A 16,273-nucleotide genomic window follows, 5' to 3' on the forward strand; every position below is an offset into this window, starting at 1 on the left:
AAGTCAGCGCGTTGATATCGATTAGCTCAGACGTTTTCTGCGGTAGGTGCCGAATAACCCGACCAAGCCCAACATAAAGAGTGAGACTGAACCACCGGAGCCAGAAGAAGAGCCGGTGCTACGTTCACTTGACGTTTTGAAGTTCTTAACATAAACCGTATCGTCATTAGCGCTATCACTCGAGTCTTTTTGGTATACGTAGGTGACGCTATTGGTCTCCAAACCTAAATCCACCGTATAGCTCACGTAATCACTATCCTGACCAGACACCTGCTCGGTAGCAACACCATTCACATATACATACGCGATATCGAAGTTTTGCTCGCTAGACACTTGCATATCAAAGCTCAAGCTCCCTTCTCCTAAGCCCGCGATATGTAAAACAGAGGACTCACTGTGAGAGATACTGGCCGCTTGAACTGAGCTACCATTCACAACCCATGGGTTTTCGCTGACCAGCACTTCTTGCCCAACACCCACCAGCGAGGCTAGATCGCTACTGGCTGCATTCAAACCTTGGTAATACAAGGTGGTTGAGAAAGATGACACTGAAGAATGATCCGTTGTGTAACTCACTTCCGTCGACTCATACGCTAAGCTTGCTGTGTACTGAACGGTGATTTCACATGACTCATTCTGCGCGAGGGATGAAGTACAGGTGTTGTCCGTAATCGACGAGCCATTGGAAGCTGTTACAGTTAACACATTAAACGCTTCAGAGCTGTAGTTACGAATTGGTAATGTAACCGTATGGGTTCCGGTCGAAACGTAACCTAAGTAGTCGTTTTGAGTGTAACTCACACCTGATGTTTTATCAGCGATCCAGCCATTGTTGCTGAAGTAACCAACGTTTGCATACACACCGTACGCGTCGGCTTGCGCACAACCGTCTCCCCAACTGACTACCCCAATTTGTTTTGTTATGCCGTTGTCGTCATACACCAGCGGTCCACCGCTGTCACCTTGACAGGAGTCCTTACCGCCATAGGAGAAGCCCGCACAAATCGCATCATCGGACACGTTACTGTAGTTACCACCTAGAGCCTGACAAACGCCACGGTCTACGTACTCTAAGTCGACTTCATATAGCGTTTCAGGATAAATAGGCTGACTATAAGAGTCATCTTCTTGATTACCCCACCCCATTACCGTGACTAAGTCGCCAGCATTAATAGCGTTCAGCTCAGCTTGCGTCGCCAAAGTGACTGAAGTGGCATTCACAGCATCAGCCAGTTCCAAGATGGCAATATCGTTAACGGTTGTAGACGCATCATACTGCTCGTGTGCATAGATAGTTTGCAGAGCAACACGTTGACCTTCAGATGCTTCATTAGTCAAATCATGAATCCCAATGGACACATCAAACTCGGCAGCGTTTTTTCCATCGATACAGTGTGCTGCAGTTAATATATATCGGTCGCCTATGAAGCTTCCGCCACATATCTGGCCATTAAACGCATCTTGTCCTTTTTTAATCAGAGCGACCATGAATGGCCAATCATTTTTACCAGCTTCCACACCGTTGATAATGCGTGTGGATGGAGAATCAACATCTGATGCAAATACCGATGTTGGGAGAGCCATGCTAACCAATAGCGCTGTTATAGATTTCTTCATGCTTAATACCTTTGTAATTATGTCTTTATAAGCAACAGAAACCATACACATCACAAAAAACTATGTAAGACAGAATGGCATTCATTTTTAAAATATTTCGTATAGATCTCACCTTTACCACTCACGGTTCGATATATTCCCCTTAATTTCAATACCTTAGAGATTTCTGATGTAGAAGTATCTAAATGAGTCACCTCTAATTCACACTTTATTTAGTCACGGACAATAAAAAAGCTTCAGCCTTTTCAGGCTGAAGCTTTTTTATATTTCAGATAAGTTTATTACGAGTTTTGTCAGCCTTAGAAGCTACCTGATACCATCAAGCCTAACGCCCAAAATGCCAGTAAAGTCAGCACGAAAACGCCTACTTTTTCTTTTGCAGAAAAGATCACTAGCCCTCTTTCTTGTTTGGCTTTGATGTAGAAATACAAGCCTGGAAAATACAGTAGTACCGACATCAACAAGTAGCTTAGACCCGATGCATACAGCAACCATACTCCATACAAGCTTGCACACAACCCAACCAGCAACAATCCACCACGATTTTTTTGCTGGAGTGCCAGTTTCAGAGTGTAGGCTCCAACCAACAAATATGGCACCAGAATCATTTCAGAGGCGATTACCAGCAATGTATCGTAAGTGCTGCCCGCATACATCACCAATACCAGTGAGACCTGAATACAGACATTGGTTAGCGTAAGCGCTTTAACAGGACTGCCCGCGTGATTCAATTTTCCATAGCTTTCTGGGAATACTTTATCTTTTGCGCCCAAATAAGGCACCTCGGACGCCAGCACCGTCCAACTGAGAAATGCACCACATACGGAGATAATCAACCCGAAGCCAATCACGTACTTGCCCCATGGACCAACAATCGAAGTCAGCACTTTGGCCATAGAAGGATTTTGAAGTTCAGCTAACTCTGTGGGCTTAATAACGCCCATTGAAAGTAACGTCACCAACACATAAATGGAGATAGCGGTCAATAAGCCAAGTATTGTCGCGCGCCCAATATCTTTTCGGTATCTCGCTCGGCTAGAAACAACGACTGCACCTTCGATACCAATAAAGACCCACACCGTAATCAGCATGGTCGACTTTACTTGATCCCACAGCCCATGTTCTGAACCAAAATGCAGGCCAGAGAAATCAACGGTAAAGGTGTCCCACTGAAACGCAAACATGGCGAAGATAATGAACAAGATGAGGGGAACCATCTTGGCAAAGGTAGCAATGAGGTTAATGAACGCTGCGGTTTGAACCCCTCGAAGTACCAAGGCATGCACCATCCAAAGTAGCGCTGACGCACCTAGCATAGATACCCAAGTATTCCCTGCCCCAAACAGTGGCGCATCGGGGGAATCAAACAACATTCCCAATGTACTGAACACGATCACCAAGTACGAAACATTGGCAACCATGGCACTAAACCAGTAACCCCATGCAGAGCAGAAACCCGCCAGATCGCCAAACCCATGCTTAGCGTAACCAAATACACCACTGTCGATTTCTGGTTTATTGGTCGCGAGATACTGAAACGAAAGCGCAAGAAAAATCATACCGATGCCGGTGATTAGCCAACCAATCATCACTGCTGCAGGGCTGGCAACTGCCGCCATATTTTGAGGTAAACTAAATACACCCGCGCCGATCATCGAACCGATAACCAACGCCGTCAACGAGCCAAGCCCGAGTTTATTATTCATGAGAGTTCCGAAGTCAATCAGCCAGAAGGCAGCAAAGGCGGCATTTTAAATGGAATTAGAGAAAGGTGCTGCTGGAAAATAGACAAGATTGAAGGACAGCTGCCACTGTTGGGCAGTTCATTGTTGAAGATCAAATAGAAATGGAGTTTTTATTCAAAAAAATCGCCTAGAACAGGCGATTTTTTGATGATGTTAAATGTCTCTAATATCCAACTCGTTTTGAATGAGAACAATGCACTGAGAAGCAAACAACATTTTTGGCCCTAGACTGATTTTTTCAGTGTTTAGGCGTTTAAGGCTATTGATGGTTTTCTTTGGCATCGGAATATGGTCGGTCAATAGGAAACACACGTCATTTGGCATTTCTATATCGCGTACTGACTCACCTTTCTTATCAAGCAAATACAGTTGATACGTTTCAGAAAGTCGTTTAACCAGTTTTTCAAAGCTAGTCGTTTCAACCGTTACACCAGATTCGACTTGTTTACTTTCTTCTTTGCCCATCCCTACCGATTTCTCTAGAGCCGTCGCGATCTTGCTGATGAGAGCCGCTTCATGGAAGCCACCTATATTACGTAGTTCATTCGACTCAAAACAAATGGTACGAGAGAAGTCTTTCGTACTTTCTAGAACTAAGTACACCACTACATCATCGCGATGCGATTGGGCAGTGAAGATAGCGTTCATCAACACATGAGCAAGGATTTCTGTGTGCGCCTCCTGCCCAACAGACGCCAAAAACATATCTTTATCAGTAGAAGCAGCACGCGCTCTGACAACAAAAGCTCTCATATTAACTCTTAGAAATTCAATTAGAAACGGGAGTTCGCCAACACCCTAAACAGGGGCTACACCATACACGGAAATTGAAGTTTCATCATCAACAATTGCAGCTATTCTCCCCTCAGGTAGATCTTAATCCTTTATCAGTAAATTGGGCTAGGCTATTGGCTCACTCTGTACGTAACTTAAACTGCTGCATACTCAGTTTTAAATTGTCTACCAGCGACCCCATATCATCCACTAACGATTTAGATTGATGAGAGCTAGTTTGGACTTCCTCTCCGGTATCTCGTATCGAGCTAAGGTTTTGGTTTACCTCTTCGGCGGCTACCGACTGCTCTTCGCTGGCCGTTGCTATCTGGGCACTCATTTCACTAATACTGATCAGCATCTGTGATAGTGACTGAAATGATGTACCGGTATTTTCAGCTAGCCTTAGACCTTCACTAGAGCTGGCGAAACTGGATTCAATTTCAGAGACTGACGAAGACGCGTTCTCTTTGAGCTGTTCAATTAAAGCTTCTATTTGCTGAGTGGCCTGCTGACTTCGATTCGCTAACTCTCTAACTTCATCTGCAACCACCGCAAACCCGCGTCCTTGTTCTCCCGCTCTGGCAGCTTCTATCGATGCGTTCAGTGCTAATAAATTTGTTTGGGCTGAAATTTCGCTAATAGTGTGTACGAAACCCGATATCGCCTCGGTACTTTCACTTACCGAGCTGATGCTTCCTTTAGAAGACTCCATTTGATGAAGCAAACTCTCTGAGGCCGACACATTACTGCTTACAACATCGCTGCCGGACGCAACCTGAGCATCAGCTTGATCAGTTAATTCACTCGCGCTCGCAGCACTGCTCGCTACTTCTGTAATCGCCGACGCCATTTGATTCATAGCAGCTGCGACCAGTTCTGTTCTTTGAAACTGTTGGTCTATCAGCACAGTGTTGTTTTCAGATTTGTCTGCAACTTGGGCCATAGCACTTTCCAGATGGGCAGTGTTCGCCAACACCACGCCAATAGAGTGATTGAGTTTGTCCGACATACTGCTCATGGCATTAATGAGATCGCCAATTTCATCTCGGCTACGGCTCTTAAAACTGTGGCTGAAATCGCCATTTGCCATATGGTTAGCCGCGGTTTTGGCTAGGTTCAAACGTGTCGTGATATAGCGACTAACACCAAGCCCCATCACCAGCCCAGCAACCACAGAGATGACTGCAATGATGATCATCATTCTTAATGCCGCTTTCTCTTCTGATTCTGTAAATAGGATGCTTTGTTGAGTAACATTCTCAAGCTCCATGAGAAACGATTCTAAGTGGTGATTAAGTTGGTCTTGCTCACTTTCTAACGCTTTAAAGTCAGCTTCATTATTCTCACCACGCATTAATGCACTTAACAATTCAAATCCATGTACTTCGTAGTCTTTGTGCTCTTTGATTATCTCATCCAGTTTGGTCAACAGAATTAACTCATTCTGGCGAATTTCCTCTGTTAGAGCATGTTCTAGCGCGAGCTCTAGTAATTTACGTGCTTCAATAAACTCTTCATCAACGTGTTTGCTGAGTTGGTGAAATTGCTCATCAATTTTGCTTAGCTCCAAGCGATCATTGGCATCACTTGAGCTGCCGAGTCGCAATGCTTTTTCAATTAGGATTGCTCCTTCTAGCTGCTTGATAGTGACATCACTGGTCAATTGAACGAGTGGAATATTTTCGTCGGCTATTCCGGACAGCTCCTCACCAATTACGTTCATTTTGTAAATACTAAACCCAGCCATGATCGTCAGTAAGAAGATAAGAAAGAAAACCACGCCTAAGATTTTGAACTTGATAGCTAAGTGTTTGAACCAATCCATTTGTTATTCACCTATAAGCATATGATTACATTAATCATAGGTGATATTCACGGAGTTACTAGGGTCTGTTGATCTTCCGTGGTTAAGTTTTGTTCGAGATAAAATCGTTTTAGGCGAGGCGAAGACTGTGTAGCCTAGTCATCATTCTAAGCAAAGAGTCTTCAACGAAGCATAAAACGATTTTAACGGGGGCGCCTAGCTCGAACCCTTCGGGCAGCTTTTGTGGTTCATTTATACTGCGTTATCGGCTTCTCATGTAGGCTAGCTACACATCAAAGCCTCTGCCTTGTAGAAATTTCCCACAAAGTGCTGCAAAAATCAGCTCGAAAGCTCAACAGACCCTAAATTAAGAAAATATTAAAGATAAATAGAAACTAAAAGAGCCGCTGAATACGGCTCTAGGGTGGTTAGTGTTGAACGCCCGTAGGATTGGTTCCAAACTGCGACTGTTCGTAGACTTCTGCAAGTGTCTTCACTTTTTTACTCTTGATTGGTTTTTTAAGCGCTATATGAGTGCTTTCTACCTCTGATTTCAACGCACTTTCATGTTCTTTAGCCGAATCAACAAACTCTGGATTGGCTAAAGCCTCTTGGCGTAAGCGGTTAACGCGTTCTAATGTTTCCCAAAACATACTTCACCTCCAGTTATTACTGTTTATATATCCAGTATAAACATTCTAACCAAGAGATCAAATTTTTACTGTGTTTTTATACAGCATCGAATTAATGCCGTGTCTGAAAGGTCAAGTCAGAATAGAGTCAAACCTTGTAAAGTTTCCGACTCACTCGCAACTCTTTGCCACTAGCTAATGGCTAGCCTGAAACTATTGCGAATCAGCACATTATTGAATACCAAGTTATGATGAAATCGCGTTTTCTCTTGTGACCTGCCGGAGCTCACCGATATGCTAGATTTCAATGGTATTTGGACCCTATCTTCCCCTCAACACCCTGAGATATCAGTACCCATGACATTTCCAGGCGATCAATACTCTGCCCTAATTACGGCGGATATTATCCCTGATCCGTATTACGCTTCAAACGAGCAACAGGTTCAATGGGTAGGGTTGTGCGAATGGCGAGCGTCAAAAAGCCTAACCGTCACTGAAAATGATTTGGCCGCTGACAAACTTATACTCACAGTAAGCAAAGTCGATACATTTGCTACGTTATACATCAATGGCGATATCGCTTTAACTTGCTCAAACGCTTTCCAAATCTATCAAGCTGATATTCAACCATTGTTAAAACTTGGGAGTAATCAACTCGAGTGGGTATTTCAGCCTGCAGCACAAGTAGCGAAAGATCGTGCTAATAAGTTGCCATTCCCTATTCCTTGGGCAGAGGGAAATAATCAAATTCCATTCATGAATACAGTCAGGAAACCACAGTGCCATACCGGATGGGATTGGGGAATCTGCCTGCCAGTATGTGGGATATTTGCTACAGCTAGCCTGACTCCTATCAAGAGTGTGTATTTCGAACGAGTAGACGTTGACCAGCATTGGACCTCGGACACAAGTGTCACTCTCAAGCTGCGTTTACACCACTCCAACGGTGTAAGCCTGCCTTTTCATATCGAGATTGATGGCAAGCACTACGAGGGTTCAACGGTTGCAGGCTGTAATAAGACCGAGTTTGAATGCGTGCTCAACAACCCTAAATTATGGTGGCCAAATGGCTATGGCGAACCACACTTATACGAGCTATCGGTACGTGTTGAACAACAGATCATCACAAAATCGCTTGGGCTTCGCCGATTAAGCTTGAGAACCAATGCTGATGCTGTTGGCAGTGAAATGGTGTTCGTCGTTAATGGCAAAACCATCTCGTGCAAAGGCGCAAATTGGATCCCAATGGATGCCCTACCGCAGCGCACTCATACTCTTCGTTATGAACAGCTGTTAGGTGCCGCGAAAGATGCCAACATGAACATGATTCGAGTTTGGGGCGGTGGTGATTATGAGCACGATGAGTTCTATCAAACCTGCGACAAGCTAGGCCTACTTGTCTGGCAAGATCTGATGTTTGCCTGTGCGCAATACCCATCAACAACAGAGTTTTTGGACGACGTTAAGCAAGAAGTCACCCAACAAGTCCAGCGCCTTAAACATCACGCTTGTATCGCGCTATGGTGTGGGGATAACGAAGTCATTGGTTCACTCAACTGGTATCCAGAGTCTCGCCAGAATCGAGAAAAATACTTAGTTAACTACGATAGACTCAACCGCTCTTTAGAGCAGTGGTTACATGAACTGGATCCAAGCCGCCGATTTTGGGCCAGTTCGCCTTGCAACGGCGAGCTCGATTTCGGTGATGCATGGCATGACGATAAAAAAGGAGACATGCACTTTTGGGATGTATGGCACTCAGGCAAGTCATTCGACGCATATACTGAAGTAACGCCGCGCTTTTGCTCCGAATTCGGCTATCAATCATGGCCGTCGTTTAGCGAACTGACTAAATTCGTCCCTGAGGAAGAATGGAATATTGGTGCACCTCACTTTGAAAACCACCAGAAAAATGCACGTGGCAATAGCATCATCACCGAAATGTTCACCCGCTATTTTCGATTCCCAAGCGACTTCGAACAAATGCTGTATCTAAGTCAAGTTCAACAAGCGATAGCGATAAAAACCGCCGTGGAATCTTGGCGCTCAACTTCTCCCATTTGCCAAGGGATCTTGTACTGGCAGCTTAACGATAACTGGCCAGTCAGTTCATGGTCGAGTATCGAATACTCTGGCCGCTGGAAGCAATTCCACTATCATGTGAAACGCTTTTTCGAGCCAACTCTGGTGTGTTTTGAGCGCAGCGATAATGCTCTTATTTTACGTATTATCAACGACTCACCAGGCGCTCGAAAATTATCAGGTAAGGTTCTCCAGTTAGATTGGGATGGCAAAGAGTTGAATCAATGGAATATAGACTGTACCGCTGAAACCGAAAGCAACCAATCCGTTTGGCAGGTTCCTCTCGACTCACCATCAAGCCAACAAGGTGCATTTTACTATGTCGATAGTTCAGATTCTCAACACAACTTCTGGCTACCCGATATTCCAAAGAAATTACCTATCAAAAAAGCAAATATAGATGTTAGAGTCGAGGGCAATGAAGTCTACCTTACTAGCGACAAACCCGCTCTGTTCGTCCATTTAGAGCACCCTGCCATACTGAGGTTTTCTGATTCCAGCTTCTTCTTGCTGCCGGGCGTCGAGCGAAGGGTCACTTATCAAGGAGAGTTAATCGATGCCGAGGGCTTAAAAGTCTACCAGCTCGCAGAAAGGTAAAGCCCTAAAATAAACCCAATCTACGCACACCGGATTCACTCCGGTGTGTGAGATCTGTACTACACTCAACGTTAGCTATCCCAAACGAACGTGAGTAGGTGTGCGATGTCAGACGAGCCAAAGGAATTCAGACACTTCCAAACAGACCATCGCCTTTTTGTGACCTCTTTCCTGCTCAGCCTACCGCTACTATGTTTTTCTCCTCAAGTATTCTCAAATGAGGCCACTCCTGAAGCCGATGCGCTGGTTAATCAGTTTGCGGAACATTTTTCTTCATCAACCTTACCACTCGCGGAACGTGAGCGAGAACTTAAGTGGTTTCAAAGCGCTGCACAACCCTATCAGGGCATTAAGATCACTGTTGTATCAGAAGATATTCCAACCCACAGATACGAATCTTCCGAACTAGCTCGTATGTTCACTCAGTTAACGGGAATCCAAGTCGTCCACGAAGTTGTCGGTGAAGATGACTTAGTCAAACGACTACAGCTTCACATGCAAACAGGCATCAGTATCTATGATGGCTATATCAATGATACCGACTTTATTGGTACACACATTCGCAGCCAAAAAGTCATTCCCATCTCTCAGTTTATAGATAAACAGTGGAAGCATGTCACCCTTCCGACATTAGATGTCGACGATTTTATTGGCATTGAATTCGCTAAAGATGCACAAGGCACCTTATATCAATTGCCTGACCAACAGTTCGCCAACCTGTATTGGTATCGCCACGATTGGTTCAACCGTCCGGATCTCCAAGCTCAGTTCAAAGAAAAATATGGTTACCCACTAGCAGTACCTCAAAACTGGAAAGCCTACGAAGATATCGCGCATTTCTTTACACATGACGTCAAAACCATCGATGGAACGAGGATTTGGGGTCATTTCGATTACGGCAAGTACGAACCTTCTTTGGGTTGGCGCATTTCAGATTCTTGGCTCAGCTTAGCTGGAGTCAATGATGTCGGCTTACCCAGTGGCCTCCCCGTTGGGGACTGGGGTATAAGGGCGGAAGATTGCATACCAGTAGGTTCTAGCGTTGCTAGAGGTGGAGCCCTTAATAGCCCTGCTGCTGTATATGCTCTCGAGAGGTATAAGTTTTGGCTAAATGAATACGCGCCACCTGAATCCAAAACGCTGACTTTCAGAACTACTGCTGATTTTCTTGCCCAAGGGCAAGTCGCACAGCAAATTTTCTGGTACAGCGCATTTATACCTACATTACTTGGCGAGAATTCTAAAGTGGTGGATGAAAACGGAGAGCCGGTATGGCGACTTGCCCCATCGCCACGTGGAAAATACTGGCAACCAGGAATGAAATCAGGTTATCAAGACGCAGGCTCATGGACCTTCCTCCACTCTACGCCAGAAAAGCAACGTGAAGCCGCGTGGCTTTATGCTCAGTTTACCGTTTCGAAGACGGTGAGCTTCGACAAGTTGTTAAATGGCTTCACGCCCATTCGCCATTCCGATATCCAGTCAGAAGCCTTTAGCCAGCTTAAACCCCAGCTAGGTGGTTTAGTCGAGTTCTACCAAAGTCACGCCAAACACGTCTGGACGCCATCGGGGGTCAACATCCCTGACTATTCGGTGATGGCAGCAATGTGGTGGCAACACATCGGAGACTACCTCTACACAGATATCAGCGCTCGCCAGACCCTCGACCAACTATCAGGGAAATTCGATCAACACTTAGCGGCCCTTTCGACCGATAACTCCCTGCGCTGTCGGCCTCAACTCAATAAAGAAAAGCCTGAAGATTATTGGTTAGCCCAGCCGGGAGCTCCTTGGGCTGAGTTAACCGATAAACCCCAAGGGGCAACTCTCCCACTTTCCGAGGTTTATGAAGTATGGAATACATCAGAAAACTGATCGGGGTTTTCGTTCTATTCCACTCTTTTGCCTACGCCGAAAACATTCGGCTTATTACGTTTTATTCTCCGCCATTGGTTAATGAAGAAACCAACCCCAATGTCGGCGATACCTATGACACGGTCACTTTGATGTTTCAACGTGCTAGCGTGAACTTTGTTATTGGCCACTCTCCTGAACCACGCGCCATGAAATCAGCTCGCCTGATCAGCAATGTGTGCTCCTTTCCCGTTGCACGCTCTCAATTGGTTGAAGCCGATTTCAACTGGGTTGGCCCCATCGCGATTAGCCAATATGCCCTCTATCAAAAGCAAAACAACGCCCCGCAACTGTTTTCTCTCCAAGATGCAGCTCCGTACAAAATTGTGGCTTACGAAGGCTACGCGATCTCTCAACAGCTTAAAGAGCAAGGCTTCAACATAATGATGACTAAGGAAATCGCTGATGGACTTAAGATGCTCCGGCGAGATGGCGTTGACTTGTGGCTGTCGGATACTCGTTCAGCCATCGCATTATCAGATGAGTTAGGCATCGAGCTCGCTAATCAACCATTTATTTTTCTTACGGACATAAAATACTTGGCATGTAACAAGTCCGTTCCCGCAGCCCAAGTCACCAAGCTTCAACAAATCGTGCACAACATGATTAAGGCTGGTGAAATCAATATTTCCTTACGCTGAGAACATAAAAAAGGCCACGAGCAAGTCGTGGCCTTTCATTTATACATATTCGTGAGTGTGTTTAAGAGCCCTAGCCTAGCTCTACCCCGCCTTTTTTATTTCAGGGTCCGCGGCATGATCAACGAAGATTTCCGCAACGGCACTTCGCTCCAGTTCGCCTTTTAGATTACCCTCTTCATCAACGACTGGCAGAGAATAGTCACACGCCATCGTTTCTGGGAGTACTGTTTCGATGGCAGCATCAGGCGATATCTCAGGAACGGTTTCGTAAATATCATCGCTAAAGCCATCCACTGACTTATCCAGTGACGCATCTTGCAAGCTCTCCTGTGTAACAATGCCCTGATAACCGTCTTCAGTTACGTGGTAATTTAAGCTTCTTCATCTGAATGAGCGCTTCATCTATCGTTTCCGCTGTGATCCGATAAGCTGGTGGCTGCATAACGGTTTCGACCGTTAACGCGCGAGCTCGATTCACATCTTTAACAAACGCCTCGACATATTCATCAGCTGGGTGAAGCAGGATTTCGTCTGGAGTGCCTTGTTGTACAAGCTCACCGTCTTTCAATATCGCGATGCGATCGCCCAGTCTCAGCGCTTCATCTAAGTCATGGGTAATAAAGATAATTGTCTTGTGAAGCTTCTGCTGCAACTCAATCAACTGATCTTGCATTTCGCTACGAATCAATGGGTCCAACGCCGAGAAGGCTTCATCCATCAACAAGATCTCAGCATCAGTACAAAGGGCACGCGCTAAGCCAACACGTTGCTGCTGACCACCTGAAAGCTGAGATGGATACTGTTCGCCGTAGCCATTTAGCCCAACTGTCTCTAGCCACTGGTTGGCCTTACTTAAGCGGTCTTGCTTTGATAGCCCCTGAACTTCTAACCCATAAGCCACATTGTCGATAACATTACGATGCGGCATCAAACCGAAACGCTGGAACACCATCGACATTTTATGGCGTCTGAACTCTTCCAGCTGTTTGACACCAAACTTCATCACATCGGTACCTTCCACCAAGATCTGCCCCTGAGTTGGGTCTATCAAACGGTTAAAGTGACGAATTAAGGTCGATTTACCAGAACCAGACAGCCCCATCACAACAAAGATTTCGCCCTTATTGATGCTTAGGTTGATGTCCTTCAGGCCAACAGTATGTCCAGTTTCAGCAAGGATTTGATCTTTGCTGTCGCCTGCTTGGACGCGATCAATCACCGACTTAGGTTTGTCACCAAACACTTTGTATAAGCCACGGATTTCAATAAGTGGTTTAGTCATGCTTGATATCTCCTAGGTGTGCCTGAGTACGCTTTGCATAAGCTTGAGAAGCTCGGTCGAACAAAATCGCAAGCGCTACGATGGCAAAGCCATTCAGTAGTCCCAAGGTAAAGTATTGATTAGTAATAGATTTGAGCACCGGTTGACCAAGGCCTTTTACCCCGATCATAGACGCAATCACGACCATGGACAGCGCCATCATGATAGTTTGGTTGATACCCGCCATGATCGTTGGCATCGCAAGTGGCAGCTGCACGCCGAGCAATCGCTGGCGCGTACTTGCGCCAAACGCAGTCGCTGCTTCGAGCACCTCTTTGTCCACCAGTCGAATGCCCAAATTGGTTAATCGAATCACTGGTGGGATGGCATAAATAACCACCGCAATTAATCCAGGGATCTTACCAATACCTAGCAGCATCACCACTGGTATCAAGTAAACAAAAGCGGGCATGGTCTGCATGACATCAAGCAAAGGTGTCACCACAGATTGAACGCGGTTTGACCTTGCCATCGCTATACCGATCGGAATACCCAAACATATCGACAACATGGTACACACAGTGATGATACTGAGCGTTCTCATGGTGTCTTCCCACATGCCAAAATAGCCAATCAGCAACAGAGATACTAAGCACCCTACCGCCAACTTCCAAGAACGGCTCGCGACGTAAACCAAACCGGTACAGATAGCCAGAACCAGCCACCATGGAGTAGAGATTAAGAGTTTTTCAAACCACACCAAAAATGAAAGTAGTGGGTCAAAGAATGACTCGATCAGATCACCATACTCTCGAGAAAAGTCTCGGTATGCGCCATCGAGTGTTTTACGGATACTTCTTAGATCAGAACGATCCATTTCGGGGAAGCTGGTCAACCAATTACTGTCAGCCATGGGGAATTCCTTTTTAGCCCAAGGCAAGACTAACGTCTTGCCTTGGTTTACAACTTAATACGGTGTTCCAACACCGTTACAACTGAGTTCTGCTATACCGCAGTTTTATAGTGGCCTTTATTTATAGCGCGCTTTGCACTTTCTTAGCCACATCTTCCGATACCCAACCTTGCCATACCGCTGGGAACTCGCTCAGGAAGTGGTACATACCTTCTTCACCGTCTGCTTGGTTATCTTCCATCCAAGCAAGTAGTTGGTTCATCTCATCATTAGTGAAGCCACGTGTCGTTAGGTAGTCGTACGCTTGAGGAGAGCGAGAAGCAAATGCTTCCGTTGTCACTGTGTGAACTGGTGATGGTGGGTACATCGTTGCTTTAGGATCAGCACAATCTTCTTGAGTGGTACAGCCAACAAACTCTTCAAGGTTCACACCGCTGCCGAAATCTACTTTCACCATATCGTACTTACCAAGCACGGCTGTTGGTGCCCAGTAGTAACCAAACCAAGCTTCTTTGCGCTCGTACGCTTTTGCGATCGAACCTGACAAGCCAGCACTTGAGCCTGGGTCAACAATTTCGAAACCGGCGCTTTCTAAATCCAATGCTCTAAATAGATTTCCGGCACTGATTTGGCAGTTCCAACCAGCCGGACAGCTGTAAAACGCTGATGAATCTTTGCTCTCTGGGTGTTCGAAGAGTTCCGCGTGTTTAATGACACCATCGATCTTCGCCATTTCTGGATACTGCTCAACAAGATACTTAGGAACCCAAAAACCCTCTTCGCCACCATTAACAAGTGACTTCCCTGCATAACGAAGTCGCTTCTCCGCTACACCTTTATCAAGCGCATCTTTTAACGCGTTACTCCAAAGTTCAGGGGCGATATCTGGTTGGCCTTTTTCGATCATTGAAGTGCCTGTTGGCATAGTGTCGCCTGGAACTAGCTCCGCGTCGCAGTCATACCCGTGTTCAAGGATAAAACGGTCAATATTGGCAATCAGACTTGCTGAACTCCAGTTCATGTCTGCGATGGTTACCGTACCACACTCATCGGCTTGTACTGTTGTAGACGCAGCCATCAAAGCTAAAACGGCCATTTTGATCTTCATAGAGTTTCCTTCTCTCTTTTAACTATTTTATGCATCATGCGAGCACAATAATTTAGAACTCAAACCAAGCAAATTACTGCACCAGTGCGTAATTTATCACACTATTTAATCAGAATAGACGAAATTATCTTAATTTGTAGATAACAGGCTGATTATTAGCCTATTTATGTTAACAAATTTAGAGTATTGCACACCATATCACGGATTTTATAGTTAGAACTCTAACCATTAGTGTTAGTAAGGATTTAAGAGCAGGGAAAACAAAAAAGGAGAGCCTAAGCTCTCCTTTTCTTTTGTAACGTTCTATCGTTAGGATACTGTTATTGCATCTGAATCAAATGTACGAGTCGATTTGCTCTGAAGCTGCTGCTTTTTCCTTAATTGAATGTGGCATAGCTCTAGAACCAATCCAAATGCCATCGCGAAATAGACGTAGCCCTTGTTAATATGCAGAGCAAAGCCTTCTGCCATTAGCAATCCACCGAGTAGCACTAGAAACAATAGCGCTAAGGTTTTGAATCCGGGGTAGTCAGTCACCAAATTATTGATCTTCTCTGCTGTTAAGACCATGACTACAGCAGAAGACAGAATTGCGGCAACCATGATTGGAACTTCACTCGTTAAACCCACAGCGGTTATGACTGAGTCCATGGAAAAAACCGCATCCACAGCGACAATCTGCAATAGTACAATTGCCATGCCAGATGTCACTTTTGCTGAGTGACTAATTTCAGTGTGATTCAACCACCCCCACAACTCTTTCAAGCTTTTGAGTAGCAAGAATGCACCACCAGCGATCATAATCACATCGCGGCCAGTAAACTCGAAAGCACTAAACGAAACAACAGGCGCAGTTAGCGACATTACCCAGGCGATCGAAAAGACTAAGCCAATACGTGCGGCAACGGCCAAGCCAATACCAAGATTACGGGCAAGCTTTCTCTGATGTTTTGGTAAGCGTTCGCACAACACGGAAATAAACACGACGTTGTCTACACCGAGTACCACTTCTAACGCAAAGAGTGTGGCGAATATAGCCCAGGTTTCAGGCTGTAAGAATAGTTCTAACATGATGACGGCTCCTGAGAATGGGAACCAAAGGAAGTGTTCAGTCGACTAAAGGGGTCGTCCATTTAATGTGTATACCTCTGTTACTTAGGGATTTGCAGTAAACCACTAATT

At 45.3% G+C, this 16,273-nt stretch carries 11 protein-coding genes and 1 pseudogene; 3 read left to right on the plus strand and 9 right to left on the minus strand.

The features are described 5' to 3' along the window. Positions 1 to 21 precede the first annotated feature (21 nt). From ACXABW_RS08345 to ACXABW_RS08365, 5 genes are all read right to left on the minus strand, one after another. The gene (locus ACXABW_RS08345) at positions 22 to 1,617 is read right to left on the minus strand and encodes a S1 family peptidase (protein ID WP_457522140.1); all 1,596 of its coding nucleotides are present in this window, start codon (positions 1,615 to 1,617) and stop codon (positions 22 to 24) included. A 299-nt stretch (positions 1,618 to 1,916) separates the two neighbouring features. Continuing rightward, a complete protein-coding gene (locus ACXABW_RS08350) occupies positions 1,917 to 3,323 on the minus strand; it encodes a basic amino acid/polyamine antiporter (protein ID WP_457522142.1) in 1,407 nt (468 codons plus the stop codon). A gap of 192 nt (positions 3,324 to 3,515) precedes the next feature. Next, positions 3,516 to 4,115: a tRNA (pseudouridine(54)-N(1))-methyltransferase TrmY gene (gene trmY / locus ACXABW_RS08355; RefSeq protein WP_252027308.1), complete on the minus strand. Its 600-nt coding sequence runs from the start codon at positions 4,113 to 4,115 to the stop codon at positions 3,516 to 3,518. 160 nt (positions 4,116 to 4,275) lie between these two features. Continuing rightward, positions 4,276 to 5,964, minus strand: a complete 1,689-nt coding sequence (locus ACXABW_RS08360; RefSeq protein ID WP_457522144.1) for a methyl-accepting chemotaxis protein — start codon at positions 5,962 to 5,964, stop codon at positions 4,276 to 4,278. Positions 5,965 to 6,371: 407 nt separating this feature from the next. Next, positions 6,372 to 6,596: a hypothetical protein gene (locus tag ACXABW_RS08365; RefSeq protein ID WP_252027310.1), complete on the minus strand. Its 225-nt coding sequence runs from the start codon at positions 6,594 to 6,596 to the stop codon at positions 6,372 to 6,374. Between the two features lie 273 nt (positions 6,597 to 6,869). Between ACXABW_RS08365 and ACXABW_RS08370 the strand changes: the two genes are divergently transcribed. The 3 genes from ACXABW_RS08370 (at position 6,870) to ACXABW_RS08380 (ending at position 11,809) form a co-directional block, all read left to right on the plus strand. Further along, positions 6,870 to 9,254, plus strand: coding sequence for a beta-mannosidase (locus ACXABW_RS08370; RefSeq protein WP_457522145.1), 2,385 nt, complete (start codon positions 6,870 to 6,872; stop codon positions 9,252 to 9,254). 105 nt (positions 9,255 to 9,359) lie between these two features. After that, a complete protein-coding gene (locus ACXABW_RS08375) occupies positions 9,360 to 11,129 on the plus strand; it encodes an ABC transporter substrate-binding protein (protein WP_457522147.1) in 1,770 nt (589 codons plus the stop codon). After that, positions 11,108 to 11,809 carry a hypothetical protein gene (locus ACXABW_RS08380; protein WP_457522148.1) on the plus strand — a complete coding sequence of 234 codons (702 nt, stop codon included), beginning with the start codon at positions 11,108 to 11,110 and terminating at the stop codon, positions 11,807 to 11,809. Before ACXABW_RS08375 ends, ACXABW_RS08380 begins: the two co-directional genes overlap by 22 nt. Before the next feature lie 81 nt (positions 11,810 to 11,890). Here ACXABW_RS08380 and ACXABW_RS08385 read toward each other — a convergent pair. The 4 genes and pseudogenes from ACXABW_RS08385 to ACXABW_RS08400 all read right to left on the minus strand — a co-directional run bounded on the left by ACXABW_RS08385 (position 11,891) and on the right by ACXABW_RS08400 (position 16,162). Beyond that, positions 11,891 to 13,091, minus strand: a pseudogene (locus tag ACXABW_RS08385) (quaternary amine ABC transporter ATP-binding protein). After that, positions 13,084 to 13,983: an ABC transporter permease gene (locus ACXABW_RS08390; protein WP_252027317.1), complete on the minus strand. Its 900-nt coding sequence runs from the start codon at positions 13,981 to 13,983 to the stop codon at positions 13,084 to 13,086. The pseudogene ACXABW_RS08385 and the gene ACXABW_RS08390 overlap by 8 nt, the downstream one beginning before the upstream one ends. Before the next feature lie 121 nt (positions 13,984 to 14,104). Then, on the minus strand, positions 14,105 to 15,091 hold the full coding sequence (locus tag ACXABW_RS08395) for an ABC transporter substrate-binding protein (RefSeq protein WP_457522150.1): 987 nt from the start codon (positions 15,089 to 15,091) through the stop codon (positions 14,105 to 14,107). A gap of 309 nt (positions 15,092 to 15,400) precedes the next feature. Beyond that, positions 15,401 to 16,162 (minus strand): TerC family protein, encoded by a 762-nt coding sequence (locus tag ACXABW_RS08400; RefSeq protein WP_457522152.1) that lies wholly within the window; start codon positions 16,160 to 16,162, stop codon positions 15,401 to 15,403. Positions 16,163 to 16,273 lie beyond the last annotated feature (111 nt).

It is taken from the genome of Vibrio paucivorans, from assembly GCF_054053395.1.